Raw genomic sequence first — 26,442 nt, forward strand, 5'->3', positions numbered from 1 at the left:
GGTTGCGGTTGGCAAGTGAATTGCCCTATGAGCAGCCTCTTGCGGAACTGAGGGGCAAAATCGAGGAGCTGAAGAAATTCGGCCAGGATAAAGGCATCGATTTCTCTGATGAAATCGGCCGGCTGGAGGAGCGCTACGCCCGGCTTGCCCAAGAGGTGTATGCGGAGCTAAAGGTCCACGAAAAGATCCAGATTGTGAAAACCCCCCAGCGTCCAACGACCATTGAGTATATTCAGACCATCTTCACCGACTTCATGGAGCTGCATGGCGACCGCCTGTTCGGAGACGATCTGGCGATTATCGGAGGTTTGGCCAAGCTTAACGGCGTGCCAGTAACCGTGATGGGCCACCAGAAGGGGAAGGATACCAAAGACAACATCGCCCGGAATTTCGGGATGCCCCATCCCGAGGGTTTCCGCAAGGCGCTGCGTCTGATGCGCCAAGCGGATAAATTCCGCCGGCCCATCATTACCTTCATCGACGTGACGGGAGCTTATCCCGGGGCGGCAGCGGAGGAGCGTGGCCAATCCGAAGCCATCGCCCGTAACTTGATGGAGATGTCGGCTCTGGGTGTGCCTGTCATTTGTGTGGTGATCGGCGAAGGAGGAAGCGGCGGTGCGCTGGCTCTGGGAGTCGGTAACCGGGTGCTGATGCTGGAGCATGCCATCTATTCCGTTATTTCGCCGGAAGGGGCGGCCTCCATCCTGTTTAAGGATTCGGCCAAGGCCCCCCAGGCTGCGGAGGCCATGAAGATCACCGCCCAGGATATTCTGCAGCTGAAGCTGATCGACGAGATTGTGCCGGAGCCGCCTGGCGGCGCCCACAAAAACCTCGAGCAGCAGGCTGCCACGCTCAAGTCGAGCCTATGGTCGCATCTGCAGGAGCTGCAGCAGCTGTCTAGCGACGAGCTGCGGGAGGACCGTTACCGCAAGTTCCGTTCCTTCGGAGCGTACCGTGTCCCTCAGCGTTCCCTGATTTCTGCGCAATCTGACCCTGCAAAAGGGTAATGTTTTGTCAGAATGGGTAAGATTATAGAGGGTGATGCGGAATTCTATGACAAACATCATAGGCTTCCCTCTCCGCTATAAGGTATTTTAAGTGATGGTAGTTGGGATCCCTTACGGGTTTCATACAAATATCCAGGCAATTCGGATACATAAATTTTAGGAGGAACATTAAACCATGCGTAAAACGAAGATTGTCTGTACTATCGGTCCTGCTAGTGAATCCGTTGAAAACCTGACCAAACTGGTCAACGCCGGAATGAATGTTATGCGTCTGAACTTCTCCCACGGCGATTTCGAAGAGCATGGCGGCCGTATCAAGAATATCCGCGAAGTTACGAAGAATACAGGCAAGAATGTGGCGATCCTGCTGGACACCAAAGGTCCGGAAATCCGCACAGGCAAGCTGAAGGTTGAGCCTATCGAGCTGGTTCAAGATGAAACCATCATCCTGACCACTGAAGAAATTCTTGGCGACAAAGACCGCATCTCCATCACATATGACAACCTGCCTAACGACGTATCTGTTGGTTCCACCATCCTGATCGACGACGGTTTGATCGGTTTGACCGTTACTGACATCAAGGGCACTGAAATTCATTGCCACATCGTTAACGGCGGCACCATCAAGAGCAAAAGAGGCGTAAACGTTCCGGGCGTGAAGATCACCCTGCCCGGCATCACCGAGAAGGATGCTAACGATATCGTATTCGGTATCGAACAAGGCGTTGACTTCATCGCCGCTTCCTTCGTGCGTAAAGCAAGTGACGTTCTGGAAATCCGTGAGCTGCTCGAAAAGCACAATGCCAGCCACATCCAAATCATCTCCAAGATCGAAAACCAAGAAGGCGTGGACAACCTGGACGAAATCCTGGAAGTATCCGACGGCCTGATGGTTGCCCGCGGCGACCTGGGTGTAGAAATCCCGGCTGAAGAAGTACCGCTGGTACAAAAAGCCATGATCAAAAAATGTAACCGCGTTGGTAAGCCGGTTATCACCGCTACCCAAATGCTGGATTCCATGCAACGCAACCCGCGTCCGACCCGTGCGGAAGCAAGTGACGTAGCTAACGCTATCTTCGACGGCACTGACGCTATCATGCTGTCCGGCGAAAGCGCCGCTGGTAAATATCCGGAAGAATCCGTAAAGACCATGGCCCGTATCGCTGAGCGCGCTGAGTCCGCTCTGGAGTATCGCGAAATCTTCCTGAAGCAATCCCAAGCTCAACAAACCTCCGTTACCGAAGCCATCAGCCAAGCAGTTGCCAATTCTGCTCTGGACCTGGATGCCAAGGCAATCGTAACCGCCACCGAAAGCGGCTATACCGCTCGTATGGTGTCCAAGTACCGTCCTAAGGCTCCGATCATTGCCGTTACCACCAACCCGCAAGTGATCCGCCGCCTGATGCTGATCTGGGGTGTTATTCCGGTTCTGGGCAAGGAAGCTGCCAACACCGACGAAATGATCGAACAAGCTATCGACAGCAGCGTAAACGCAGGTCTGGTTAACGTAGGCGACCTGGTTGTGATCACTGCAGGTGTACCGGTAGGCCGCACCGGCACTACCAACCTGATCAAGGTTCACCATGTTGGTGAAATGATCGCCAAGGGCCAAGGCATCGGCACCCTGAATGCTACCGGCAAAGTGGTAACTGCCCGCACTGCGGAAGAAGCCAACGCCAAAGCAACTCAAGGCTGCATCCTGGTTACCGTTACTACCGACAAGGAATATATGCCTGCTTTCGAAAAAGCGGCTGCTGTCATCACTGAAGTGGGCGGCATCACCTCCCACGCAGCAGTAGTGGGCCTGAGCCTGGGCATTCCGGTAATCGTAGGTGTGGAAGGCGCATTGTCCAAGCTGTCCGACGGCACTGACGCTTCCGTATACGCTGAGCTGGGTGTAATCTACTCCGGCAAAGCTAAGGTTCTGTAAGTTTAATTTAATGAGATAACTTGTGTTTGAAACCAGAAAGCCAAGCGTACTCTGTTGCGCGTGGCTTTCTGGTTTTTCTGTATGCGCAAAATGGGTTTGGCGAGGCGATTCTAACGGAAGCTGGAGCCCTTATATCGCCAAAAAGAGGGGGTTCCAAAATCTAACGGAAGCAGGTGCGCTTATTTCGCCAAAACCAGGCTTGGAGCGAGCAGTTTGACCCCAATAGCGGCTGTGGCTGCCGTTACAATTTTCAAGCCTGTATTTTGGAGGAAATAACGTCTCTGGCCGCCGTTAGATTTTCCCAGGACTGCTTAAGGACCCCGCAGTTGATCTCCACAGAGATTTAGGGCGCTCACACGTCCACTAAGAGTCCCTTGCAGCCGGTTCGTTTCAACAATGGCGCACAGTTTGGTATACTGGAGATATGACCGATTCATCCTATCTTCACGCAAGTGCATCACAATCCCAGAAAAGAGGCGGTTTTCTATGTTATATTCCAACATCCTGCTTGCTTACGACGGGTCCAAGGCATCCACCAAGGCGTTCCAGCATGCCGTAGCATTGGCCAAGCTATCGCCGGGAACCAAACTTCATGTGGTGCATGTATATGCCTTCCCGCGGCTGTATATCGGTGAGGCACTGGCGCCTATCCCTGCATCCGTCAACAAGGAAGTGTATGATGTGGCCGTGGAAACCTCGGAGAAGGCGGCACAGCTCTTGAAGGAGTCCGGCGTGGAAGGCACTGTGGAGTTGATCCAGGGGGGCGCGGCAGAGACCATTCTGGACTATGCCAAAACTCACAGCTGCGATGTGATTGTCATCGGCAGCCGCGGTTTGGGCGGAATCCGTGAATTTGTTCTGGGCAGCGTCAGCCACAATGTGGTCCAGCATTCCGTTGTCCCTGTACTGGTTATCAAGTAAGGAGACGACTTCAACATGCCGCTTATTTTTACACATAAACTCCGTGTCCGCTATGCGGAAACGGATCAGATGGGGGTTGTCTACCATGCCCGCTATCTGGATTGGCTGGAGATCGGACGGACGGAGATGCTCCGGGAGCAGGGGATGGTGTACCGTTCATTAGAGGAGCAGTATGGGCTGCTCTTGCCGGTGGTGGATGTCAGCATCCAATATTTGAAGCCGGCCCGGTATGATGACGAGGTGCTGGTCACCACCAGAATAGACCTTGCAAGCAATGTCAGACTGGAATGCTCCTACGAAATCCGGCGGGTCCAGGACAATGAGCTGCTGGTCACCGCCGCTACCAAACATGTTTGGGTGAACCGGCAATGGCGTCCGGCCAGAATCGACCGGGCTTGTCCGCAGCTGTATGCCCTCCTGACGCAGGCGGCAGCGGAACACTAAGAGACTGCGACGAAATAAGCATATGCTTACGAAGTGGCGTTTGCTTAGCAAACGCTCAAGTACCGCTAATTTGCTGACAAAACTCCCTGAGGGCTTTCCTAAAGGAAAGCCGGCTTCGTAAGCACCAGCTAACCGTGGAGATTTTGTCAGCAAAAGCGGGTACTAATTTCCTCGCAGCTCTTAACAATGAAGGAGGAACCATCATGCTGCGATGGGTGCTGGCACTGTTCATACTGATTCCGGCGCTGGAGCTGGTCCTGCTGATTCAGACCGGCAAATGGATCGGGGCGTGGGCCACCCTTGCGCTCCTCATTCTCAGCGGCTTGTTTGGAGCGTACATGGCCAAGCGGGAAGGGAAGCGGGTATGGGACTATGCCCAATTCAAACTGGCCAAAGGCGAGCTGCCTACGGACAGCATCCTGGACGGAATCTGCATCTTCATCGGCGGAGCGCTGCTTTTGCTGCCCGGTTTTTTGTCGGACATCGCCGGCCTGCTCCTGCTTCTTCCTCTGACCCGCGGCATCGCCAAGCTGTTGGTGCTCCGGTACATTACCAAGAGGATCGGCCAGGGGAAAATCATCCTGTTCCGCAGATAACAGCTGCCCTTACAAGCAAACAAAGGCCGGATATCCGTGGGGATGTCCGGCTCTATGCTTGTGAAAGCTATGTATACCTTTTTTGCTCCGGCTAAACGGGATCCTTGCCTTTAACAATATACCGCCACACATCCCGGAAGATGCCGGCCCGGTGGAAGGTGGCCAACAGGATCAGGGTGACAGGCCCGATAATCAATCCCAGGAAGCCGAACAGCTTCAACCCTACATACATGGAAATCAGCGTCGGAAGGGGATCAAGGCCGATGCTGGTGGCCAGCACCTTAGGCTCCAGAATTTGTCGGGCGACCACGATGATGCCATATAGGATCGTCAGTCCGATGCCCATATAAAAATCCTTTTGGATAAACTCCACGATGATCCACGGCACCATAACGGCCCCGGTTCCCAAATATGGCATCAGATCCACCAAACCGATGAGAAGACCGATGGTTATGGCATATTTCACCCGAAGCACCAGCAATCCCACAATAACGAACACAGCGGTTATGGAGATCAGAATCAACTGGGCCCGCAGGTACCCGAATAGGGCCTTCTGAAGATTGGTCCAGACGATTACGGTGGGCTTCACGATAAAGTCCGGGGATACTGCCTTCATCTTGGCCCTGAGCTTATCCCAGTCCTTGCTGATGAAGAAGGCAGCCAACAGTGCGATAATGATGATGGTGGCTAGACCGGGCAGGCTGGTCAACAGGGCCACAATGCTGTCCAGAATGAATTTCACCATGTAGGAGACAAAATCCGTAACTGTTTTGCCCGAGGACGTCAAATTGGAATTGATGGTGTCCTTGTAAACCGGATTCTGGTTGTAAATATCCATGATGTTGGTGATGTAATTCTGGATGCGGTCAGAGTTGATATAATCCGTAAAGAAGGTTTTCCAGGAGTTCAGATTGCTCTGGATAATCAGGGACAAATCGTTGATTTCCAGGACTATCTTGGTGACGGCCAGCGTGATGGAGCCGGCGGTGATGCCGAGGAACAGAATCAGGGCCAGGGTAACGGCCAGCCAGCGGGGCATCTTGGTATCCCGCTCCATCACGTTCACGAAGGGATTCATCATGTAAGCAATGACCCATCCCACAAGGAAGGGAATAATCAGAGGCGTGATAAAGAAAACGCCCAAGATGGCCGCTGTCAGCAATAAGGCGACCCACAACCCCCGTAGCAGCTGTGCCAGCAGCCTTCGATCCATAACGGTTTCATCCTTTCAGCAGTTGGCGGCATTTTTTTCATAGGACCTTTGTTATATTGTACCATGCAACCGATTTTACCTGCAAAATTTACAAAACGTTTACAATACGTTAAGGCCAGGCTAACAAATGTAAAAGATAATGAAACTATGAATGAGGAGTAACCTCTTCAATGAACAAAGGTCAAACACAAAATGGAGGCATTATAATGACCACCAAAAGTCCGGCATCCAATTACATAAACCGTGATTTGAGCTGGATTGAATTTAACTGGAGAGTGCTGCAGGAAGCCCAGGACAGCTCCCTGCCTTTATTGGAACGGGCCAAGTTCCTGTCCATCGTTTCGTCCAATCTGGACGAGTTTATGAGCGTACGGGTAGCGGGTCTTCAAGACCAGATGAAGGCCAATTATATCAAAAAGGACTTTTCCGGCTATTTGCCTGAGGGTTTGCTGAAGCGCGTCATGAAGCGCACCTACCGGATGGTGGCGGAGCAGTACAAAACCTACCGCGAAATTCTGCGGCTGTTCAGCAAGGAAGGCATTTTATTAAGCGAGTACGAAGATTTGAATGTCACCCACAAAAAAGCGATGGACCAGTATTTTCACGAAATTATCTATCCCGTACTTACTCCCATGGCAGTGGACCAATCCCGCCCATTCCCTCTGGTACATACTCAATCCTTGTATCTGGCTGTAGTGTTGACCAAGGAGGGGATGGAGCCGGAGGATGAGCCGTTTTTTGCTATAGTCCAGGTGCCGTCCAACCTGAACCGCTGTATCTCTATCTCCCCACGGGGAAACAGCAAAAAGCATGAATTTATTCTGATGGAGGATCTGATCCGGGTCCATATCCATACGTTGTTTTCCGGCTACACGCCTGTGGCGGTACACAGCTTCCGGCTGACCCGCAATGCGGACCTGACCCTGAACGAGGAAGGGGCGGAGGATCTTCTGGAGGAGATCGAGAAGGAGCTCCGGCGCAGGCGTTGGGGTGCCCCTGTGCGTCTGGAAGTGGATAAGGGGATGCATCCGTACGCGCTGGAAATGCTGCGTGAGGAATTCGAAATCGAGGATAATGTATTCGAGATCGACGGTCCCGTGGATCTGACCTTCCTGATGCGGCTGCAGGGGAGCTTGGAGGGATTTCAGCATCTGCGGTATCCGGCACTCGAGCCGTATTATCCCCGGGAGCTAGATGAGGATGACGCCTTCGAGGTGCTCCGACGCAAGGATGTGCTGGTTTACCATCCTTACGAGTCCTTCGAGGCGGTAACGGATTTTATTGTGCAGGCGGCGGAGGACCCCAAGGTGCTGGCGATCAAAATGACCCTGTACAGGGTCAGCGGTCATTCCCTGCTGGTGCAGGCTTTGGCCCAAGCGGCGGAATCCGGCAAGCAGGTCACGGTTGTAGTAGAGCTGAAGGCCAGATTTGACGAGGAACGCAACATTGCATGGGCGCGGAAGCTGGAAAAAGCGGGCTGCCACGTGGTCTACGGGCTCATCGGCCTCAAAACCCACGCCAAGGTGACCCTGGTGGTGCGGCAGGAAAATAACTCTCTACGCCGTTACGTCCATGTGGGCACCGGGAATTATAACGATAATACCGCCCGTTTGTACACGGATGTGGGAATTTTTACATCCAACGCCTTGATCGGGGAGGATGCCTCCATTCTCTTCAATGAAATTACCGGCTACTCCACACCCAAGCATATGCAGGCTTTGTGTGTGGCCCCCACTAACCTGAAGAACAAGCTGATCGAGCTGTTTCGCCGGGAGGCCGAACATGCCAAAGCCGGCAGACCGGCGCGCATCATCGCCAAAATGAACTCCCTGTCCCATCAGGAAACGGTGGACGAGCTGTACGCAGCCTCCCAAACGGGAGTCAAGGTAGACCTTATTGTCCGCGGCGTCTGCTGCCTGCGTCCGGGAGTGGCGGGATTAAGCGAGAATATTACGGTGCGGAGCATTGTGGACCGTTTTCTGGAGCATTCGCGGATCATCTATTTTGAAAATGGCGGGGAGCCGGAGGTGTATATTTCCAGTGCGGACTGGATGAGCCGGAACCTGACCCGCCGGGTGGAGCTGCTTTGCCCGGTATTGGACGAGGCCAACAAACGGGCGTTGATCAACATGCTTCAGCTGTCGCTGAATGACAATGTGAAGGCCAGGGTGCTCCAATCCAACGGTATGTATGAAAACAGGCAGCCCGGAGAGGAGCCCGAGCTGCGCAGTCAGTTCGAAGCTATGAAGGTTGCGGTGTGGAAAAATCGGGGGTTGTCTGAATTTCCGGAACAAGACTCCACACCTTCTTGAATTCCTTGGTAATGGCGCCGGTTTCCCGGATCTCAATACCGGGGTGATGGGTGCATTCCAGCTGCAGCCGGATGGCACCGGTGCGGGCAATGGCTGTCAGCCGCCGTACCGGCTGGGTTTCGCTGCGGTCGAGAGCTACAGCCAGCTGCAGCAAGGACCCCAAGCGCTCCACCAACAGACAATCGGATTCAGTCAGAATGTCCTTATGTTCGAGGAATAGCTGACGGGTCCGGTTTTTGTTTTTGTAGGAGGCGATCATGGCGCAGATCAGCACCTCCCGGTGGGTCAGCCCGTACAGGCGGGAATGGGCGATGAGATAAAAGGTATGTTTGGGATAATCGTAGTAAAATATGGTGATGCCGATCCGGTACAGCAGACTTGCTACATGAAGATAGGCTCTCGACCGGATGCTCAGGTGGTGCAGATCCTGCAGGTCGTCGAAGAGCTTCAGGGCCAGCCGGTTCACCTGCTCCACATGGAGAAGGGACACGGACGGATGCAAGGCCAGCAGGTTGCGGACGCTGTGCTCCAGCACATTGGAGAACTGGGCTTGTCCGGGATTCAGCACATCATAAAAGAGTCCGTCCCGCAGGCCGCTGCCGCTGACCATATAGTGGGAGGCGCCGGAATAATCGAATACGGTCTGAAGGATCAGCATTCCAGGTACGATAATATCGGCACGGCTTCCGGTCATACCGTCCACCTTCTTCCGCTTCTCCGGCGGCATGGTGGACAATGCAGCGAGCAGCTGCTCCACAGTCCCTTTTTCCATTTGATACTGGTGGGCCAGGGGGAGGGAATACTTGCGTGCTCTCTGGTCCAGCTTGCCCAAGGTCCGGATGGTTCCGCCCAGACCGATCAGGGGCAGCCCCTGATGGCCCTTGATCCAGGGCTCCTTTTCCAGAGCGGCCAGAACCATGTGGCGGATTTTCGCTGCGGTATCGGCATCGGCCACACCGTCCTTGGTGAACCGTTTGGTGGTGTTGACGGAGCCGAAGGGGAAGGACACGCTATGGATCAGCGACCGGCCCAGGAACAGGGACACCTCGGTGCTGCCGCCCCCGATATCTATCAGCAGGCCGTCCTGAATATCCATGGAATTGATCATGCCCAAAAATCCGTAGCGGGCTTCCATCTCACCGGACAGAATCTCCACTTCGATGCCGGTTTCCTTTTTCAAAATGGCGACGATCTCTCCGGAATTGGAAGCGTTGCGGATGGCCGCGGTAGCCACAGCCCGGATTTTGTCGGTATGGTGAGCCTGGCATAGGGTTCTGAAATGGTTAAGGATGTGGACAATGCCCATGGCATCCTCCGGCTTGAGGGAACCGTCCTGGCGGATTTTTTCGCTGAGGCGGGCGGATTCCTTGCTCTCATCGATGACCCGGTAGGCGTCCTTGCCGGATACTTCATAAATCACAAGCCGGACCGAGTTGGATCCGATATCGATAATGCCGATGCGGCTGGTTGTTTCCATCATGATGAGCCCTTTCTTTTTTTTCAACTATTGTAACACAGACTGCGGGGGTGTGTTCGGCAAACGCTGTATTTTGCGGAGTAAATCAATCTTCCTCCAGGTTCGCACATTGCAGCCTGCTTTAGCGGAACAGCTTAGAAGCAAGCGCAGGAACCCGGCGCAGCTTCCAGCAGGCCGCGACTCCAACGGACAGAGAGTCCGCTATTACGAGAAAAAGGGGTCTTTTCTCATTGTTGCGGACTCAGCAGCCGTTATATCGGCGAATATTCCGCATACGGACGTATTTTATGGGAAATAGCGTAGCCTGTGTCCGCGAAAAGAATAAAAGCGCCGATTTCGGAAAAATAAAGGCTTCACTGTCCGCATCAAGACAAATTCCTCCGGGAGCTTTCAAAACTCCTGAGATTTCGATAAAAAACTCCAATCACTTTAGGATTACCATAAAAATCTTTTTTGTACCGATAAGTATCTTTCATTTCATAATTTGTTCACATATATCCAAGAAAATGTTATTATAGATATACCAACACATGATAAAACTTTGTTATGATATTCACATACCACTGCTAAAGGAGAGAGATACGATGACGGCAACCAAAGGTTTGGAAGGTATCGTAGCCACCACGTCCTCCATCAGTTCTATTATTGACGGTGTATTAACATACCGGGGCATCGACATTGATGAGCTGGCAGAGCATGCTTCCTTCGAAGAAGTGGTCTACCTGCTGTGGTTCGGCAAGCTTCCCACGGAGACCGAGCTGGCCCAGCTTAAGGATAATCTTAGCAAGAACGCGGCGGTGCCCGATGCCGTTATTGAACAGCTCCGGCTGGCTCCCAAGGATGCCAATGCCATGGCTGTACTCCGTACCGCCATCTCCGCTCTCTCCTTATATGATCCGGAAGCCGCTGATATGAGCGTAGCCTCCAATGTACAGAAGGCTATCAAGCTGCAAGCCCAGGTTGCCACCATTATTGCCGCATTTGCCCGTATCCGCCAAGGGCTGGACCCGGTAGCACCCAAGGAAAGCGCCTCCATTGCGGAGAACTTCCTGTACATGCTCACCGGCGAGCAGCCTGACCCTATAGCAGTGGAGGCTCTCGACAAGGCGCTGGTGCTGCATGCGGACCATGAGCTGAATGCATCTACCTTCGCAGCCCGTGTAACCGTTGCCACCCTGTCCGATATTTATTCCGGAGTCACCTCTGCCATTGGAGCCCTGAAGGGTCCGCTGCACGGCGGAGCCAATGAGGCCGTTATGGAAATGCTGGAGGAAATCGGAAGCTTCGAAGCTGTGGAAACCTATGTGAACAGAAAGCTGGACAACAAGGAGAAGCTGATGGGTTTTGGCCACCGGGTGTACAAAAACGGTGATCCCCGCGCCAAACATCTGCAGAAGATGTCCCATGAGCTGGGCAAGTTGACCGGCGACCTGAAGTGGTATAATATGTCCGTGAAGATTGATGATATGGTCGTTTCCGAAAAGGGCCTCAAGCCCAATGTGGATTTCTATTCCGCATCCGTCTACACCACGCTGGGGATTCCGAGAGATCTGTTCACGCCGATCTTCGCCATTAGCCGTATGTCCGGCTGGACCGCCCATATTCTGGAGCAGTTCGAGAACAACCGCCTGATCCGTCCCCGTGCCGAATACGTAGGGCCGGTGGGGCAATCCTATGTCCCCATGGAAAATCGGTAAGGATAAGAAATCATACCAGCACTTATAAATTTCATATGTTTACCACGAACGGGCGCCGGAGAGCCGCAAGCTTGCCTTTTGGCACCCGTTCTTGAAGTCCATAGACATTTTTTTGGGATCCATCATCTTATAGCCGGGAGGTTTACCATGCCACAATTCGAACAATATTCCTTGCCTGTCGAGGGCCAGCCGATTACAATTGATAACGGCAAACTGAACGTGCCCAACAATCCTATCATTCCGTTTATTGAAGGGGACGGCACCGGTCCCGATATTTGGGCAGCTTCCAAGCGTGTCCTGGATGCGGCTGTGGAGAAGGCATACGGCGGCGAGAAGAAGATTGCCTGGTATGAGGTGTATGCCGGCGAAAAGGCGTTTAACCAATTCAACAGCTGGCTGCCCAACGACACCCTGACCGCAGTCCGTGAATACATAGTGGCCATTAAGGGGCCGCTGACCACTCCCATCGGTGGAGGCATCCGTTCCCTGAACGTAGCCCTCCGCCAGGAGCTGGATCTGTACGTGTGCTCCCGTCCGGTGCGGTATTTCGATGGTGTTCCCTCCCCTGTGAAGCATCCCGAGCTGGTGGATATGGTGATCTTCCGGGAAAATACGGAGGACATCTATGCCGGCATCGAGTGGGCCGAAGGCTCCGCCGAGGTGAAGAAGGTTATCGAATTCCTTCAGAATGAAATGGGCGTGAAGAAAATCCGCTTCCCGGAAACCTCCGGAATCGGCATCAAGCCTGTATCCAAGGAGGGCTCCGAACGCCTGATCCGCGCAGCTATCGAATATGCCATTCAGCATAACCGCAAGTCCGTGACGCTGGTGCATAAGGGCAATATTATGAAGTTTACGGAAGGCGCCTTCAAGAACTGGGGTTACGAGCTGGCAGAGCGGGAATTCGGCGACAAAACCTTTACCTGGGACCAATACGACCGGATCAAAGCAGCAGAAGGCACAGACGCCGCCAATAAGGCACAGAAGGAAGCGGAGGCTGCTGGCAAGATCATCGTGAAGGATGCCATTGCCGACATCGCCTTGCAGCAGGTTCTGACCCGTCCCAAGGAATTCGAAGTCATCGCCACACTGAATTTGAACGGCGACTACCTCTCCGACGCCTTGGCCGCCCAGGTGGGAGGCATCGGCATTGCCCCCGGCGCCAACATCAACTATGTGACCGGCCATGCCATCTTCGAAGCCACCCACGGCACAGCGCCCAAGTATGCGGGGCTTGATGTGGTGAACCCCGGCTCCGTGATCCTCTCCGGTGTAATGATGCTGGAGCATCTGGGCTGGCAGGAAGCCGCAGATCTGATTTACAAGGGATTGGAAACCGCCATCAACAACAAAACGGTTACCTATGACTTCGCCCGTCTGATGGAAGGCGCAACAGAAGTGAAGTGCTCGGCCTTCGCCGATGAGATTATTGGACATATGTAAAACGATCCCCCAAAAGTGATGTTAAGCAGAGAGGCCTAATCAGGTACTTTTGGGGGAGCCCCCGGAAATTCGAAAGCGCCCAATTAAGAGATCTTTAGGAGGACATAAATATGCCCCTGACACGCAAAAAAATTACCGTTGTGGGCGCCGGCTTTACCGGTGCCACCACAGCGCTGCTTTTGGCCCAAAAAGAGCTTGGCGATGTTGTCCTGCTGGATATCCCCCAATTGGAGAATCCCACCAAGGGCAAGGCACTGGATATGCTGGAGGCGGGTCCTGTTCAAGGCTTCGACGCCACCATTACCGGCACCAGCAGCTATGAGGATGCCGAGGGTTCGGATATCGTCATCATTACCGCAGGCGTGGCCCGCAAGCCGGGGATGAGCCGAGATGATCTGGTGAGCATCAATGCGGGTATCGTCCGCTCCGTCTGCGAAAACATCAAGCGGGTTGCTCCGGATTCCATCGTTATTCTGCTGTCCAACCCGGTAGACGCCATGACCTATGTAGCCTACCATACCCTGGGTTTCCCCAAGAACCGGGTCATTGGCCAATCCGGCGTGCTGGATACCGCCCGTTTCTGCACCTTCGTATCCCAGGAGCTGAATGTGTCTGTTGAGGATGTCCGCGGCTTTGTGCTGGGCGGCCATGGCGATGATATGGTTCCCCTGGTCCGTTACTCCAGCGTTGGCGGCATTCCCCTGGAGGTCCTGCTGCCCAAGGAGCGAATTGACGCCATCGTGCAGCGCACCCGTGTGGGCGGTGGTGAAATCGTGAACCTGCTGGGCACCGGCAGCGCTTATTATGCGCCTGCCGCATCTCTGGTGCAGATGACCGAAGCCATCGTTAAGGACAAAAAACGGATTCTGCCATCCATCGCTCTTCTCGAGGGTGAGTACGGCTACGATCACCTGTTTATGGGTGTGCCTACTCTCTTGGGCGGCAACGGTATCGAACGGATTTATGAGCTGGAGCTGACAGTGGAAGAGAAGACTGCTCTGGACAAATCCGCCCAATCCGTGAAGAATGTGATTGCCGTGGTAAACGGCTAACCTCAGAAATACAGTATACGCATGGCGCTTTGCCTTCCTAGGGCGTGTCTGAAAACTCCGAGGGGCGCAGATTTTAGCGAATTTTCGTTCATGGCAAGGCACTTTTCCGCAGGCGTACCGGGGGTACGTCAAGGGAAAGTAACGCAGCAAGGGACGAAAAGGCGATGAAAGATGCCCTCAACGAGTTTTCAGACGCGCCCTAACTATGATGGGGGTAAAGCGCCTTTTACCCCTATTGGCCCTTGGGAGGAATGCTCATGACAGCAGTTGCCCTTATATCCGATGTGCATTCCAATGTTTTTGCGCTGGAGGCAGTGCTTGCAGACATAGACAAGCGGAGAATTACTCGTATTGTTAATTTGGGGGACAGCTTATACGGCCCTATGGACATACACGGCACCTATTCGCTGCTGCGCTCCCGCCCCATGCTTCATCTGCGGGGGAATTGCGACAGACTGCTGCTGCTTCCTCCAACTGTTAGTCCATCCACCATGGACCGGAACAGGCGGGAGCTTACGGCTGAGGAGCGGGCTTGGATTGAAGAGCTGCCGGAAACCGCGGAAGAAGAGGGGCTTTTTTTGTGTCATGGGACACCGGAATCCGATGAGATCTACCTTCTGGACAAGCTGGATCAGCATGGCTGCCATCCGCGTCCGCTTGAAGAACTGGTGTCAATGACGAATGGGGTGGTCCACCCGGTCATTGCCTGCGGCCACTCCCACCGGCCGGCAATTGTGTATTTGCCTAATGGCAAAACAGTGATTAATGCAGGAAGTGTTGGCTTGCCTGCTTATCATGATGATTTGCCCATCGATCACAAAATGGAATCCGGAACCCCTCATGCCAATTACACACTCGCTGTGCATGACCCCTCCGGTTGGCGGTTTGAGCAATTCTCAATTCCTTATGATTGGGAAGCGGCCGCGTCAATGGCGGATTTCAACGGAAGACCGGACTGGGCCCAAAGCATAAGGACAGGATTCGCGTAGAGTAAAAAGATTTACATACATGCAGGAAAAATTGCATGCCCGTCTCTGATCAAGTATACTACTGCTGGATATGTATGACAGGTCAGATAAACGCGGGTGGTCCGCGGAATGGAGGATGCATATGGATAAGGCATTTTTATTTTTGCATCTGGTGGCTTCCATCGGGATGGGATTTTATTTGCTGCTTCCCTTCTTGGTCGGGCGGCTGGCAGGACCGGCGGCGCAAAGCCAGGTGGGGTACGCGGGGCTTCTGGCATCCGCCAACAGAATCGGCATGTACCTGCTGGTGGTCCAGCTGTTAACCGGAGGATACCTTTTGCAGACTGCGGATTATTCCGTCCTGTGGATGGTCCTGATCGTGCTGGCCTTCCTGGCTGTGGCGGCTTTTACGGGCATGATGGCCAAGCCCCTCAAGCGGTATAAGGAAGCCGTGCAGCAAGGTCAAAACGGCAAGGCTGAATACGGCAAAATCCGCTTGTTCAGCAGCCTGGCAGGCGTTTGTTTCCTGATCATTATTTTCCTGATGAAGTTCCCGGAATTGTTTGTGTAGCACACTATAAAAACCCGCCTTCTGCTGACGTTGCGTCAGGGCAAGGCGGGTTTTGTTCGGAAACGGACACGGATTCCGCAGAGCAAGGGGACAATGCCGCTTCGCGCTCATACCGGAATTATCAGGTTTCCGTTCCGGAGTCGCTTTCGGTTGGCGGGTCGGTGGTGTAGGTGCCGGTGTCCGTATCCAGACGGATGGTGATGCCAAGAATCCGCTCCAGATCCTTGAGGAGAATATAGGAACGGCGGCCTTCCACATACAACGGTCTGTCCAGGGTGAATGCGGCATTGTCCGACAGCCGGGTGACCGATGCCTTGTCTGGGCTGAATTTGAACAGGGTTCCGTTATAGTTCATGCCCAGCTGGTTGTCGGCTTTGTCCTTGTACAGCTCACCGCCCAGCTGCTCCAGGGTTTCCCGGAGGGGCGCTTCTTCGCCGCGCGCATCCTTCACGGCAGTAACCCGCCGCATGATCATGTTATGCAGGGTTTCCGGCTGCACATAAGGGCTGCCAGCATTGAGGCGAGGCAGACGCATCGGATCGGAGCCGCGGGTCACGATCTTCGGCATTACCGTAAAGGCATACCGGACTCCGCCGTCCTGAACCGCCGTTATGGCTTCCGGGTTATAGATGCCGAAGGGATAGGCCATGGTATCGCCGCTTCCCGGCGCATACGAATCCAGCTTGGTCCGGCAAGTAACGGCGTCACCGGTGACGCGGGATTTGTACTCGGCATCCGTTTCCGTCCGTCCGTTCAGCTGGAGCCGGTGGGTCAGATAGGCCTTGCCGTTCTGCTTTTCATGCTGGCTGTCGGAATGGCTTTGGAGCTCGATGAAGCCCTTGCGTTTGCCCAGCTTGGTCAGCTCCTCCCGGTTCATGAAGGGAGTCGTCCCCTTCTGGGGATCATCGATGGTTCCGGTAATAACGAAGCTTACACCGGGAATATCCAGCTCCTGGAGTACCGGATACGCATTGGTGTAGAAGCTTTCATACCCGTCGTCGAAGGTAACCAGGACCGCATTGTCCGGGATGGCAGCCCCCTTCATATAAGCCTTGAATTCATCCAGGGAAATGAAGTTATAATGCCGGCTTTCCAAAAAGGATAACTGGTTGCGGAAGAGCTCAGTGCTGATGGTGCCGGGTCCCTTCACCGTATCGCTGACATGGTGGTACATGAGAACAGCAACCTGATCCTTATATAGAATATCCGGCTCGAAGGCGCTTAAGGAAGAGACGGCCATAGTGAGACCGAGACAGCATAACAGGCTGATGCGCAAAAAAAGCTTTTTCATGGTGGGGTGGTTCCCTTCTGCTTGAAATTGACACTTGTGCAGGAAGCTTCAATTGGGGTTAGCGGTTTCTTGGCCGAAATCGTATAATAACGGAAGAGACCCAGGTGAGACCATCATTATTATAGGCGTAAAAAGAGACATTGACAATGAGAGGAGAACTGCGTAGGATGAAGGATTTTCAAGAGAGCATCTACAAATTGATTGTGGAAACCTCCACCCGGCTTCCAGCCGATGTGCAAAGCCGGATTGAAGCCGCCAGACTCAAGGAGGATGAAGGCACCCGTTCGGCCCTCTCGCTGGCTACCATCACCGAAAACATCCGTATGGCCGACTGCAATGTCTCTCCCATTTGCCAGGATACCGGCATGCCCACCTTCATCATCCATGTCCCGGTGGGAGCCAACCAGATCATCATGAAGGCAGCGGTCCGCCAAGCTGTAGCCCAAGCCACACGGGACAGCATTCTGCGCACCAACTCCGTGGATTCCTTGACGGGAGCCAACAGCGGCGATAATCTGGGCCCGGGCACACCGGTGATTCATTTTGAACAGTGGGAAAAAGAAGAAATCGACGTCCGTCTGATCCTGAAGGGCGGCGGCTGTGAAAACAAAAATATTCAATACAGTCTGCCCTGTGAGGTAGAGGGGCTGGGTAAGGCTGGACGGGATCTGGACGGCATCCGCAAGTGCATTCTGCATGCGGTATACCAGGCGCAAGGCCAAGGCTGCAGCGCCGGTTTTATCGGAGTGGGGATTGGCGGGGACCGGACCACAGGCTACGAGCTGGCGAAGCACCAACTGTTCCGTCCGGTGGATGATGTGAACCCGATTGAGGACCTGGCCCGCCTCGAGGACTATATTATGGAGCATGCCAACACCTTGGGCATCGGCACCATGGGCTTCGGCGGCAACGTGACCCTTCTCGGCTGCAAGGTCGGAGTGATGAACCGGCTTCCGGCCAGCTTTTATGTATCTGTGGCGTATAACTGCTGGGCCTACCGGAGGCAAGGGGCTGTGCTGGATGCGGAGACGGGTGCCTTCAAAAAATGGGTGTATGAACCCTCCCCATCGGCAGCTGCTGTAGTGACGGAGTCCGATTCGCAGGAGAAGCAGGAGGGCGGTCGGGAGATTGTGCTGACCACGCCCATCTCGGAGGAGCAGATCCGCAGCCTGAGGGTAGGGGATGTGGTTATCGTTAACGGGCTGATCCATACAGGCCGGGATGCGCTGCATCACTATCTGATGGATCATGATTCACCGGTGGATCTGAATGGCTCCGTAATTTACCACTGTGGCCCTGTGATGAGTAAGGATGAGCAGGGGGAATGGCATGTGAAGGCGGCTGGGCCCACCACCAGCATCCGGGAGGAGCCGTACCAAGGGGATATTATGAAAAAATTCGGCATCCGCGCAGTGATCGGCAAAGGCGGCATGGGCCCGAAAACCCTTAAGGCGCTGCAGGAGCATGGCGGTGTGTATCTCAATGCCATCGGAGGCGCAGCCCAATTTTATGCCAAGTGCCTCAAGAAGGTGGAGGGTGTAGACTTCCTGAAGGAGTTTGGTGTGCCGGAGGCTATGTGGCATCTGCAATGTGAGGGTTTTGCGGCGATTGTGACTATGGATTCCCACGGGGGAAGTCTCCATGCCGAGGTGGACGAAAGCTCTGTTGACAAATTGGCCCGGTTAAAGGATAAGGTATTCTGACGATGCATAAATTCCGCTGGCGGCTTACCCTGATTTTTATTGTAATTATCGGCTGCTCCATGGTTTTGGCCGGAGTCTATATGGCGAAGCTGCTGGAAACCTCCTACAAGGATGCTCTTGTGATTAATATGGAGCGGGAGCTGAAGCTAATCATTGCCACTATCGACTGGAACCATGGCGGCAACGACGAGGAAAAGGAACGGTATTATACCGAGCAGGCGCGTCGGCTGAAGGATTCGGCGGCTGCCCGGATTACGGTGATCCGCACCGACGGCCGGGTTATCGGGGAATCCGATGAGGAGCCGGTCCAGATGAACAACCACCTGGACCGGGAGGAGGTCAAGCAGGCGCAGAAGGACGGGCTGGGCCATAGTGTGCGGTACAGCAAAACTCTGGGCCATAATATGCTCTATGTGGCCATGCCTATCGGCACCAGTGCCGACAACGCCGGGTATCTGCGTCTGGCGACAGATTTAAGGGATGTGGAGAATGCCGTCCATAAGCTGTGGCTGTTCCTGCTATTGGGGCTGGGCCTTCTGTTCCTGATTGCCGGGGGGATCAGCTTCCGGATTGCGTACGGGCTGACCCGTCCTTTTGACAAGATGATCCGGGTTGCCCGCCAGCTGTCCCATATGAATTACAAATCCCGTGTGCCTGTCCGCAGGAAGGATGAAATCGGGGACCTGGGTCATGCCATCAATACCATGGCGGACAGCCTGGAGCAGCAGATGAACCGGATTCTGGAGAATGAGGGCCGGATGAAGGCTGTGCTGGAGGGGCTGATCAACGGGGTGCTGATGATCGACAAGGACGGGCGGATTGCGCTCTTGAACCGCTCTGCGGAGAAGATTCTGGGCTTCCGCCAGGAGGAGCTGCTGGGGCGCCAGTACCAGCATGCCAATCTCGCACCGGAGCTGACGGAGCTGATCGCCATGTGCTTCGGCTCCATGGACCAAATCCGTGATGAGCGGACGCTGTATTTTCCGGAGGAGGTTTTGCTGGAGATCAACCTGCGGCCGATGGTCATCGGTGGCGAGGATTTTGCCGGAATTCTGATTGTCCTCCACGATATTACCGCTGTCCGCAGACTGGAACGGATGCGCAGCGAATTTGTGGCCAATGTTTCCCATGAACTGAAAACACCGGTGGCCTCGGTGAAGGGATTTGCGGAGACGCTGCTGGCCGGGGCCTTGAAGGATGAGGAGACGGCCAAGTCCTTCCTGCAGATCATCTATGACGAGAGCGAACGGTTGAACCGGCTGATCGGAGACATTCTGGATTTGTCCAAAATCGAGTCCAAACGGGTGCCGCTGCAGCTGTCCCCGGTCCATCTGAATAGCTTTATGGATCATACGCTGCAGATGCTGGCGCCGGAGGCGCAGAAGAAGAACATCGAGCTGAAGCTGCAGGTGGAGGAGGATCTGTACATGGAGGCGGACGAGGACCGGCTCCGGCAGATTATGATCAATCTGCTGTCCAACGGCATTTCGTATACGCCGGATGGCGGGAAAGTGAGCGTTACGGTACAGGCTATGAATGTGGTAAACGGTGAGGATCCGGAAAATATCCGTTTTGTGATTGCAGACACGGGCATCGGCATTCCCCGGAAGGATCTGCCGCGGATCTTCGAGCGTTTCTATCGCGTGGACAAGGCCCGCTCCCGGAGCTCGGGGGGGACCGGACTTGGCCTCTCCATCGTGAAGCATCTGGTGGAGCTGCATAAGGGGCATATTTCGGTGGAAAGCGAGGTCGGCGCCGGCAGCCGTTTCATTATCGAACTTCCGGTCCTCCATTGACAACAAAAAGGGACTGGACTTACAATTTGTATGACCCTTATCCGGGTCGGCCGTTTGCGCCTGCCGGATTGTGGACAAGACAGGCTGAAAATGAAGGTGGAGAAACCCTTGGCCCATAGTATATTGGTAATTGAAGATGAACCGACGCTGTCCCGCTTGCTGTCCTACAATTTAGCCCAGGAGAAGTATGTGGTGAAAGTTGTAGATCATGGGGGAGAGGGACTGCAGGAGGCGCTCCGGCATCCCTACGACTTGATTATTCTGGATATTATGCTTCCGGGCATGAACGGCTTCGAGGTATTGTCGAAGCTCCGTCAGAAGGAATGCCGGACGCCGGTGATTATCCTGACGGCACGGAATGCCGAGGAGGAGGTTGTCCAGGGTCTCAAAAGCGGCGCCGATGATTACATCACGAAACCCTTCGGCGTGGCGGAGCTGCTGGCGCGGGTTGCGGCTGTGCTGCGGCGCACCGGACCGGAGGACAGCCGGCAGGAAGCGGCGGAGGAAGGCACGGACCGGGTGATCGTGGCCGGGGATTTGAAGATTTATCCGGAGCGCTACGAGGTGAAGCTGAACGGGGAGCCGATCCCGCTGCGGCCGAAGGAATTCGAGGTGCTGCTCTATCTGGTACAGCGTCCGGGTGTAGTCGTGACGCGGGATGACCTAATGAATATCGTATGGGGCTTCGATTATATCGGCGGCCAGCGGACGGTGGACGTCCATGTGAGCTCGCTGCGCAAGAAGCTGGAGATGAACCAGCAGTCCGTCCAAATCGACGCCATCCGCGGCGTTGGCTACAAGCTCATTACCAAAGGAAGCCGCTCCTGATCCGACAGGACGGCTTCCTTTGGTTTTGGGTGGCGAGCCTACGCGTATGGCGGGAGGGAAGCAACGCGTGGCCGCGAGGGTGAGACCGCGTGGCCACGCGTTGACCGCGGCGGGGCCGTTGTGGCTAACGGCCTCCCCTTTACTTTAACCACCCTTATCCAGCAAAAGTGCATCTATTTTGCTGGAGTTCCGCCTCTTCCTGCACTCCAAATGCAAAAGTGCAGCTATTTTCCGCCGAAGGCTCCATCTTGCACCCATCTGACGAAAATAACTGCACTTTTGCAGGATAGACCATAAAAACGAAGGTTTGCTTACCCAATAAATGCACTTTTGCATTTCGAAGAGGTTGAGCGGCAGGGACCAGGTTGGGAAGGAGTGCCCCTCAAATCTGCTTCGCAGATTTCGAGGCTTCCGCAACCTATCCAGCCTGCGGCATAGACCAGGTTGGGAAGTTAACCCATTTTCTTCCGGTACTCATTGGGAGAGCATTGGTTGTACTTTTTGAACACCTTGTAGAAATGCGCCATATTGGGCATGCCGATGCTGTCCGCCACCTGGGTGACACTTACGTCCTGGGTGAGCAGCATTCGCTCGGCTTTTTTGATCTTCTTGAAGTTGACGTATTCCAGGAAGGACATCCCCATGACCTTTTTGAAGTATTTAACAAAATAATAGTAGCTGACGTTAGCGATCCGGCAGACCTCTTCCACCTGAATCCGATTCTCCAGATTTTCCTCCACATAATCCAGCACCGGCTTCAGCCGGGTCATATCCCCGCGTTCCTTCAAGCGGATCAGCTGCCGGGTGTCATTGCGCAGCAGTGCCAGCATAATGGACTTCACCTGGAGGCTGGCAGCCATTTCGTAGCCCTCCCGCTTTTCCTGCACCTCATGCAGAATCTCCTTCACCGATTCCAGCGCCTGGCGGGCCACGTCCGGATGCTCCTCGAAGATGTAATTGAGCTTATGCAGCGCAAACCCCGGCTGTGAAATAGAGCGGAAGTAGTTCAGCGTGCTATTCTCCACAAATTGCTCGATATCGAATTGGAGCACGATATATTTCAGCCCGTACTGCTGGTAGCAGCGGTCCTTATGCAGCTCCTTGGCACCGATGATAATCACATCGCCGCCCTCCAGGACATACTGCGACTCCTCCACGTTGACGTCAAGGCGTCCTTCCAGGATGCAGAGAATCTCCAGTTCCTTATGGTAATGCCACTTGCTGCCCCCGTCCCGGTTGCTGGATGCCTGAAAAATGCGCAAGGAGATGAAGGGATTCTCGAACGTGATTTGCTCATGGATCGCCTGATCCTGGGATAATTCCATAAGAGCCTCCGAATGACAAAATAGCATAAAAGGACAACTAGAACGGCAATTTATTTTTGCGCCTCCTTTGACTATACTACAAGTGTAGTTCAGTTGCGAATACCCTGGAGCGGCAATCAAAAGGAGGACATACGATTAACATGGCAAAAAAGTTGAAAGTCGCAATTATCGGATGCGGCGGGATCGCCAATGGCAAGCATCTGCCGGCACTGGCCAAGAAAACAGACGTTCTGGAGCTTGCTGCATTCTGTGATATTATCCCCGAGCGGGCAGCCAAAGCGAAGACCGACTACGGAACGGAAGAATCTCTGGTCCTGACCGACTACAAGGAGCTCCTTGACAACGCTTCCATTGATGTGGTTCATGTATGTACCCCCAATGACTCCCATGCGGAAATCGCCATCGCTTTCCTGGAGGCCGGCAAACATGTGATGAGCGAAAAGCCCATGGCCAAAACCGCCGCTTCCGCCCGCGAAATGCTGGCCGCATCCGAACGTACCGGTAAGCTGCTTACCGTTGGTTATAACAACCGCTTCCGTCCCGACAGCCTGTACCTCAAGGAGCTGTGCCAGCAAGGGGAGCTGGGTGAAATCTATTATGCCAAGGCGCATGCGCTGCGCCGCCGCGCCGTTCCCACCTGGGGCGTATTCCTGGACGAGGAAAAGCAAGGTGGAGGCCCGCTGATCGACATCGGCACCCATGCCCTGGACCTGACCCTGTGGATGATGAACAACTACGAGCCCAAGGTGGTGCTGGGCAGCACCTACCGGAAGCTGGCCGACAACGTAAATTCCGCCAACGCTTGGGGACCGTGGGATCCGAAGCAATTCACCGTGGAAGATTCCGCCTTCGGCATGATTACCTTCAAGAATGGTGCAACCGTATTGCTGGAATCCAGCTGGGCCATCAACCTCCGCAAGTTTGACGAAGCCAAGGTTACCCTGGTAGGCACCAAAGCCGGAGCCGATATGGACGGCGGCCTGTTCATCAACGGCGAGAAGAACTCCCGCCTGTACACCCAGGAGATTGAGCTGAAATCCGGCGGTGTCGCCTTCTACGAAGGCAAGTCGGAGAACAACGTGGATGTGGAAATGCGCGTATGGTACGATGCCATCCTGAAGGGCTCCCCGCTGACCGTTACACCGAAGCAGGCGCTGGTGGTATCCGAAATTCTGGAGGCCATTTACGAATCCGCCAAAAATGGCAAAGCCATTTCCTTCGAGTAAGCACTTATTCCTTACTAAAACGAAAGCCACCCGAACAGCATTCCGGGTGGCTTTTATTTGAATACACAGCTGCCAATAAGGTTAAATAGATAGTACAGGGACTTTACGCCTGCAGAAGTTATATTTTTACTCTAGGGGGAACATCAGATGGCCAAAAGCGTTGGCGTAGGCAAAATGAGAAGAATCCTCACGGTGCTGCCCAGGGTGTGGAGACTGCTGTCATCCTCCAGAGTCCCGTTGGGAGAGAAGCTTTTGTTTATCATTCCCGCCGCCGTCTATTGGGTGATGCCGGATGTAATGCCCTTTATGCCCCTGGACGACATTGCTGTAACCCTTCTTCTGGCAGGCTGGTTCGCCACACGGATGGAGAAGAAATACGGAGCGGATGCCCCGATTCTGAAAAAATAATTACTTTACCCCCAGCCGCAGCCTGTAGCTCAAGAGGACTAGACGGGTTTCGCCGCACAGACTCTCCTCTGTCGTCTTTCGGAACTGCTCCAATTCTTCCCGAAGCTCGTCCGCCGCACCCAGCTTGATAACAGACTGCACGCCGCCTTGGCTCATGGCCATGCCGATAATTCTGTCGGCATCACAACGTTCCTCGTTATGAAAAACAATTTCCTTCACAAAGCGGAACACTCCGCTTTTTTTCATTCGGGCAAGATGCTCCGATTTGTCCAGCTGCTTCACAGCTTCCTCAGAAGGCACCAGCCGGTTGAGAATCTCTATGGCTTTGGCGATGAGCCTGCCGTAAGCCTGCTCCGCTTCCCAGCCGATACAAGGCGGCCAGTCGCAATCATAGGCGCCGAAGACACCGCCCGGAGCCAGTACACGTCCGAACTCCTTCAGGGTGCTGATCGGCTCCATCCAGTGAAAGGCCTGGGAGCAGGTAATCATATCCGCTTCTCCGTCGGCTAATCCCAGATCATTGCTGTACCCGGCACAGAAGGAGAAGACAGTCCCACGTGGCTCCATATCCCTCAGCTTTTCCTCCGCCTTCAACCGCATATCCGGGTTTGGTTCAAACCCGATCACCCTGTCCGCGCCGCCGTCCCACAAAAAAGTGGATAAACCCGTTCCGCATCCCACATCCACAACCAGCTCGGGCTTTTTGCCCAGATACAGGGTTAATAGCTCCATCACTTTTTGGGGGGCGGCGGGACGGTGGGCGTCATATAGCTCTTGAAACCCCAGAAACCGGTCTACATTGCTTTGATGATTGACTTTTTCCTGCATAACCCAAAATCCCTCCAATTGAATGATATTCCGGCTTGAATAATCCGAGAATACCAACAATTGGAGGGAGTGGCAAGACTCATGTCCAATGGCGCGGGTGGCGAGCCTTCCTTATCCCTCCGGTCCCAGCAGGCCGCTGGCCCCGATATCCGCCTTCGGATAAGTCAGCTTCATATCCCGGAACGTGTCCGCGATAATCCGCTGTACCAGGTAATCCCTGAACCAGCGGTGGTTGGCGGGCACGATGTACCAGGGGGACTCCGGAGTGGAGGTTTCCTTGAATACATCCTCATAGGCCTCCACGTACTGGTCCCAATACCGGCGCTCCTGCAGGTCACTGGGGTCAAACTTCCACAGCTTCTCCGGATTCTCCATCCGCTCCTGGATTTTCTTTAATTGAAACTCCTTGGAGATGTGAAGGAAAATCTTGATTACCCGGGTGCCGCTGTCCGTCAGCAGCTCCTCGAAATGCCGGATATGGGCCAGCCGCCGCTGTGCCTCCTTGTTGTTGATCATGCCATGAACCCGGGTGATCAGCACATCCTCGTAATAGGAGCGGTTGAAGGCGGCGATGTATCCCTTGGGCGGCGTTTCCTTATGGCAGCGCCACAGAAAGTCATGGGCCAATTCCTCGCCTATTGGTTTTTTGAAGCTGACAGCACGGAAGCCTTGGGGATTCAGGCCGGCCAGGACTTTTTTGACCACACCGTCCTTGCCGCTGCAATCCATCCCCTGAAAAATGATCAGGACACTGCCTGCTTTACTGGCGAACAGCTTCTCCTGCTCCTCCAACAGCTCTTCCTTCAACTTGTTGAATTCCTGCATGGCCGTTTCCTTATTCTTCATGCCGGCGGTGTCGTCGGGATCGAAGGCGGAAAGGATGGTTTTACGTGGCTCTTCCAGCCGGTAATGGTCCAGCATATGCGGGTCACACTCCTTGATGGAAAGTACGGGACAATAGGTGGATATTACCCTATTTTACACCCTTTTAATCTTTTTTGCGCGATGGTCGGGTGGGGCGGGAGTGGGGACAGAACGAAATTCGGCTAACGGAACTGAGAAGCTCTTACACGCGAATTTGGCCCTCATTCTGGCTGTAACGGAACCAGATAACCGTTAGAGAGCAAATTTGCCGCAAAAAGGGAGCCCTTTCCCTCCTAAGGGTGTTTTAGTTCCGTTACAATTTCAGCTGGCGGTTTTTTGGCTTCTAAGAGTCGCTGAGTTCCGTTAGACGCGTGAGCGGGAGGAGGGCGTGCCAGCCCTGCGGATGAAGGAGAGGGAGGACCAGCTTCCCAACAAAAAAAGCTGCCCCAAGGAGCAGCCCTCGCACCCAACCCAACCCAACCCAACCCAACCCAACCCAACCCAACCCAACCCAACCCAACCCAACCCAACCCAACCCAACC

General features: G+C 54.2%; 22 protein-coding genes. 16 read left to right on the plus strand and 6 right to left on the minus strand.

The genetic code is table 11. The annotated features are described in order from the left end of the window. Positions 1 to 8 precede the first annotated feature (8 nt). The 5 genes from ACI1P1_RS27255 to ACI1P1_RS27275 all read left to right on the plus strand — a co-directional run bounded on the left by ACI1P1_RS27255 (position 9) and on the right by ACI1P1_RS27275 (position 4,898). Positions 9 to 1,007: an acetyl-CoA carboxylase carboxyltransferase subunit alpha gene (locus ACI1P1_RS27255; RefSeq protein ID WP_416219700.1), complete on the plus strand. Its 999-nt coding sequence runs from the start codon at positions 9 to 11 to the stop codon at positions 1,005 to 1,007. A 175-nt stretch (positions 1,008 to 1,182) separates the two neighbouring features. Continuing rightward, positions 1,183 to 2,937 (plus strand): pyruvate kinase, encoded by a 1,755-nt coding sequence (gene pyk, locus ACI1P1_RS27260; protein WP_416219701.1) that lies wholly within the window; start codon positions 1,183 to 1,185, stop codon positions 2,935 to 2,937. Positions 2,938 to 3,423: 486 nt separating this feature from the next. After that, positions 3,424 to 3,858: a universal stress protein gene (locus ACI1P1_RS27265; protein ID WP_416219702.1), complete on the plus strand. Its 435-nt coding sequence runs from the start codon at positions 3,424 to 3,426 to the stop codon at positions 3,856 to 3,858. Positions 3,859 to 3,873: 15 nt separating this feature from the next. Next, positions 3,874 to 4,302 (plus strand): acyl-CoA thioesterase, encoded by a 429-nt coding sequence (locus tag ACI1P1_RS27270; RefSeq protein ID WP_416219703.1) that lies wholly within the window; start codon positions 3,874 to 3,876, stop codon positions 4,300 to 4,302. A gap of 203 nt (positions 4,303 to 4,505) precedes the next feature. Continuing rightward, positions 4,506 to 4,898 carry an FxsA family protein gene (locus ACI1P1_RS27275; protein ID WP_416219704.1) on the plus strand — a complete coding sequence of 131 codons (393 nt, stop codon included), beginning with the start codon at positions 4,506 to 4,508 and terminating at the stop codon, positions 4,896 to 4,898. 91 nt (positions 4,899 to 4,989) lie between these two features. Here ACI1P1_RS27275 and ytvI read toward each other — a convergent pair whose 3' ends face one another. Further along, entirely contained in the window at positions 4,990 to 6,111 is a 1,122-nt protein-coding gene (ytvI, locus tag ACI1P1_RS27280; protein ID WP_416219705.1) for a sporulation integral membrane protein YtvI, read from the minus strand. A gap of 206 nt (positions 6,112 to 6,317) precedes the next feature. Between ytvI and ppk1 the strand changes: the two genes are divergently transcribed. Beyond that, positions 6,318 to 8,423: a polyphosphate kinase 1 gene (ppk1, locus tag ACI1P1_RS27285; RefSeq protein ID WP_416219706.1), complete on the plus strand. Its 2,106-nt coding sequence runs from the start codon at positions 6,318 to 6,320 to the stop codon at positions 8,421 to 8,423. On the opposite strand, the gene ACI1P1_RS27290 is transcribed toward ppk1, so the two are convergent. Continuing rightward, on the minus strand, positions 8,353 to 9,903 hold the full coding sequence (locus tag ACI1P1_RS27290) for a Ppx/GppA phosphatase family protein (RefSeq protein WP_416219708.1): 1,551 nt from the start codon (positions 9,901 to 9,903) through the stop codon (positions 8,353 to 8,355). The genes ppk1 and ACI1P1_RS27290 overlap by 71 nt on opposite strands. 581 nt (positions 9,904 to 10,484) lie before the next feature. Here ACI1P1_RS27290 and citZ point away from each other — a divergent pair. The 5 genes from citZ to ACI1P1_RS27315 all read left to right on the plus strand — a co-directional run bounded on the left by citZ (position 10,485) and on the right by ACI1P1_RS27315 (position 15,631). After that, entirely contained in the window at positions 10,485 to 11,597 is a 1,113-nt protein-coding gene (gene citZ / locus ACI1P1_RS27295; RefSeq protein WP_416219709.1) for a citrate synthase, read from the plus strand. A 147-nt stretch (positions 11,598 to 11,744) separates the two neighbouring features. Then, positions 11,745 to 13,040 (plus strand): NADP-dependent isocitrate dehydrogenase, encoded by a 1,296-nt coding sequence (icd, locus tag ACI1P1_RS27300; protein ID WP_416219710.1) that lies wholly within the window; start codon positions 11,745 to 11,747, stop codon positions 13,038 to 13,040. Between the two features lie 110 nt (positions 13,041 to 13,150). Further along, entirely contained in the window at positions 13,151 to 14,092 is a 942-nt protein-coding gene (gene mdh / locus ACI1P1_RS27305) for a malate dehydrogenase (protein ID WP_416219711.1), read from the plus strand. Between the two features lie 257 nt (positions 14,093 to 14,349). Continuing rightward, a complete protein-coding gene (locus tag ACI1P1_RS27310; RefSeq protein ID WP_416219713.1) occupies positions 14,350 to 15,081 on the plus strand; it encodes a metallophosphoesterase family protein in 732 nt (243 codons plus the stop codon). Between the two features lie 121 nt (positions 15,082 to 15,202). Then, the gene (locus tag ACI1P1_RS27315; protein WP_416219714.1) at positions 15,203 to 15,631 is read left to right on the plus strand and encodes a hypothetical protein; all 429 of its coding nucleotides are present in this window, start codon (positions 15,203 to 15,205) and stop codon (positions 15,629 to 15,631) included. Positions 15,632 to 15,752: 121 nt separating this feature from the next. Here the strand turns inward: ACI1P1_RS27315 and ACI1P1_RS27320 are convergent, their stop codons facing one another. Next, positions 15,753 to 16,922 carry a polysaccharide deacetylase family protein gene (locus ACI1P1_RS27320; RefSeq protein WP_416219716.1) on the minus strand — a complete coding sequence of 390 codons (1,170 nt, stop codon included), beginning with the start codon at positions 16,920 to 16,922 and terminating at the stop codon, positions 15,753 to 15,755. A 167-nt stretch (positions 16,923 to 17,089) separates the two neighbouring features. Here ACI1P1_RS27320 and ACI1P1_RS27325 point away from each other — a divergent pair, with 167 nt between their 5' ends. The 3 genes from ACI1P1_RS27325 to ACI1P1_RS27335 all read left to right on the plus strand — a co-directional run bounded on the left by ACI1P1_RS27325 (position 17,090) and on the right by ACI1P1_RS27335 (position 21,249). Next, positions 17,090 to 18,625: a fumarate hydratase gene (locus tag ACI1P1_RS27325; protein WP_416219717.1), complete on the plus strand. Its 1,536-nt coding sequence runs from the start codon at positions 17,090 to 17,092 to the stop codon at positions 18,623 to 18,625. 2 nt (positions 18,626 to 18,627) lie between these two features. After that, positions 18,628 to 20,421 carry a two-component system histidine kinase PnpS gene (pnpS, locus tag ACI1P1_RS27330; RefSeq protein WP_416219719.1) on the plus strand — a complete coding sequence of 598 codons (1,794 nt, stop codon included), beginning with the start codon at positions 18,628 to 18,630 and terminating at the stop codon, positions 20,419 to 20,421. 108 nt (positions 20,422 to 20,529) lie between these two features. Next, positions 20,530 to 21,249, plus strand: a complete 720-nt coding sequence (locus ACI1P1_RS27335; RefSeq protein ID WP_416219728.1) for a response regulator transcription factor — start codon at positions 20,530 to 20,532, stop codon at positions 21,247 to 21,249. A gap of 452 nt (positions 21,250 to 21,701) precedes the next feature. Here the strand turns inward: ACI1P1_RS27335 and ACI1P1_RS27340 are convergent, their stop codons facing one another. Beyond that, the gene (locus ACI1P1_RS27340; protein ID WP_416219720.1) at positions 21,702 to 22,574 is read right to left on the minus strand and encodes a helix-turn-helix domain-containing protein; all 873 of its coding nucleotides are present in this window, start codon (positions 22,572 to 22,574) and stop codon (positions 21,702 to 21,704) included. 140 nt (positions 22,575 to 22,714) lie between these two features. Between ACI1P1_RS27340 and ACI1P1_RS27345 the strand changes: the two genes are divergently transcribed. Together ACI1P1_RS27345 and ACI1P1_RS27350 are read left to right on the plus strand one after the other, a co-directional pair. After that, a complete protein-coding gene (locus tag ACI1P1_RS27345) occupies positions 22,715 to 23,800 on the plus strand; it encodes a Gfo/Idh/MocA family protein (protein ID WP_416219721.1) in 1,086 nt (361 codons plus the stop codon). Between the two features lie 147 nt (positions 23,801 to 23,947). Continuing rightward, the gene (locus tag ACI1P1_RS27350; protein ID WP_416219722.1) at positions 23,948 to 24,208 is read left to right on the plus strand and encodes a hypothetical protein; all 261 of its coding nucleotides are present in this window, start codon (positions 23,948 to 23,950) and stop codon (positions 24,206 to 24,208) included. Here ACI1P1_RS27350 and ACI1P1_RS27355 read toward each other — a convergent pair whose 3' ends face one another. Next, positions 24,209 to 25,036, minus strand: a complete 828-nt coding sequence (locus ACI1P1_RS27355) for a class I SAM-dependent methyltransferase (protein WP_416219723.1) — start codon at positions 25,034 to 25,036, stop codon at positions 24,209 to 24,211. 111 nt (positions 25,037 to 25,147) lie between these two features. Further along, positions 25,148 to 25,957: a PPK2 family polyphosphate kinase gene (locus ACI1P1_RS27360; protein WP_416219724.1), complete on the minus strand. Its 810-nt coding sequence runs from the start codon at positions 25,955 to 25,957 to the stop codon at positions 25,148 to 25,150. Positions 25,958 to 26,442 lie beyond the last annotated feature (485 nt).

Origin of the sequence: Paenibacillus mesotrionivorans (genome assembly GCF_046098205.1) — a bacterium.
GTDB lineage: Bacteria > Bacillota > Bacilli > Paenibacillales > NBRC-103111 > Paenibacillus_AR > Paenibacillus_AR mesotrionivorans.

What these genes read in the sequence shown, in the direction of transcription:
- ppk1 (WP_416219706.1), top strand. Translation starts at nt 6,318, where the DNA reads ATGACCACCAAAAGTCCGGCATCCAATTACATAAACCGTGATTTGAGC.
- ACI1P1_RS27340 (WP_416219720.1), bottom strand. Translation starts at nt 22,574, where the DNA reads ATGGAATTATCCCAGGATCAGGCGATCCATGAGCAAATCACGTTCGAG.
- ytvI (WP_416219705.1), bottom strand. Translation starts at nt 6,111, where the DNA reads ATGGATCGAAGGCTGCTGGCACAGCTGCTACGGGGGTTGTGGGTCGCC.
- ACI1P1_RS27270 (WP_416219703.1), top strand. Translation starts at nt 3,874, where the DNA reads ATGCCGCTTATTTTTACACATAAACTCCGTGTCCGCTATGCGGAAACG.
- icd (WP_416219710.1), top strand. Translation starts at nt 11,745, where the DNA reads ATGCCACAATTCGAACAATATTCCTTGCCTGTCGAGGGCCAGCCGATT.
- citZ (WP_416219709.1), top strand. Translation starts at nt 10,485, where the DNA reads ATGACGGCAACCAAAGGTTTGGAAGGTATCGTAGCCACCACGTCCTCC.
- ACI1P1_RS27360 (WP_416219724.1), bottom strand. Translation starts at nt 25,957, where the DNA reads ATGCTGGACCATTACCGGCTGGAAGAGCCACGTAAAACCATCCTTTCC.
- ACI1P1_RS27290 (WP_416219708.1), bottom strand. Translation starts at nt 9,903, where the DNA reads ATGATGGAAACAACCAGCCGCATCGGCATTATCGATATCGGATCCAAC.
- ACI1P1_RS27350 (WP_416219722.1), top strand. Translation starts at nt 23,948, where the DNA reads ATGGCCAAAAGCGTTGGCGTAGGCAAAATGAGAAGAATCCTCACGGTG.
- ACI1P1_RS27325 (WP_416219717.1), top strand. Translation starts at nt 17,090, where the DNA reads ATGAAGGATTTTCAAGAGAGCATCTACAAATTGATTGTGGAAACCTCC.
- ACI1P1_RS27345 (WP_416219721.1), top strand. Translation starts at nt 22,715, where the DNA reads ATGGCAAAAAAGTTGAAAGTCGCAATTATCGGATGCGGCGGGATCGCC.
- mdh (WP_416219711.1), top strand. Translation starts at nt 13,151, where the DNA reads ATGCCCCTGACACGCAAAAAAATTACCGTTGTGGGCGCCGGCTTTACC.
- pyk (WP_416219701.1), top strand. Translation starts at nt 1,183, where the DNA reads ATGCGTAAAACGAAGATTGTCTGTACTATCGGTCCTGCTAGTGAATCC.
- ACI1P1_RS27265 (WP_416219702.1), top strand. Translation starts at nt 3,424, where the DNA reads ATGTTATATTCCAACATCCTGCTTGCTTACGACGGGTCCAAGGCATCC.
- ACI1P1_RS27275 (WP_416219704.1), top strand. Translation starts at nt 4,506, where the DNA reads ATGCTGCGATGGGTGCTGGCACTGTTCATACTGATTCCGGCGCTGGAG.
- ACI1P1_RS27320 (WP_416219716.1), bottom strand. Translation starts at nt 16,922, where the DNA reads ATGAAAAAGCTTTTTTTGCGCATCAGCCTGTTATGCTGTCTCGGTCTC.
- ACI1P1_RS27310 (WP_416219713.1), top strand. Translation starts at nt 14,350, where the DNA reads ATGACAGCAGTTGCCCTTATATCCGATGTGCATTCCAATGTTTTTGCG.
- pnpS (WP_416219719.1), top strand. Translation starts at nt 18,628, where the DNA reads ATGCATAAATTCCGCTGGCGGCTTACCCTGATTTTTATTGTAATTATC.
- ACI1P1_RS27315 (WP_416219714.1), top strand. Translation starts at nt 15,203, where the DNA reads ATGGATAAGGCATTTTTATTTTTGCATCTGGTGGCTTCCATCGGGATG.
- ACI1P1_RS27355 (WP_416219723.1), bottom strand. Translation starts at nt 25,036, where the DNA reads ATGCAGGAAAAAGTCAATCATCAAAGCAATGTAGACCGGTTTCTGGGG.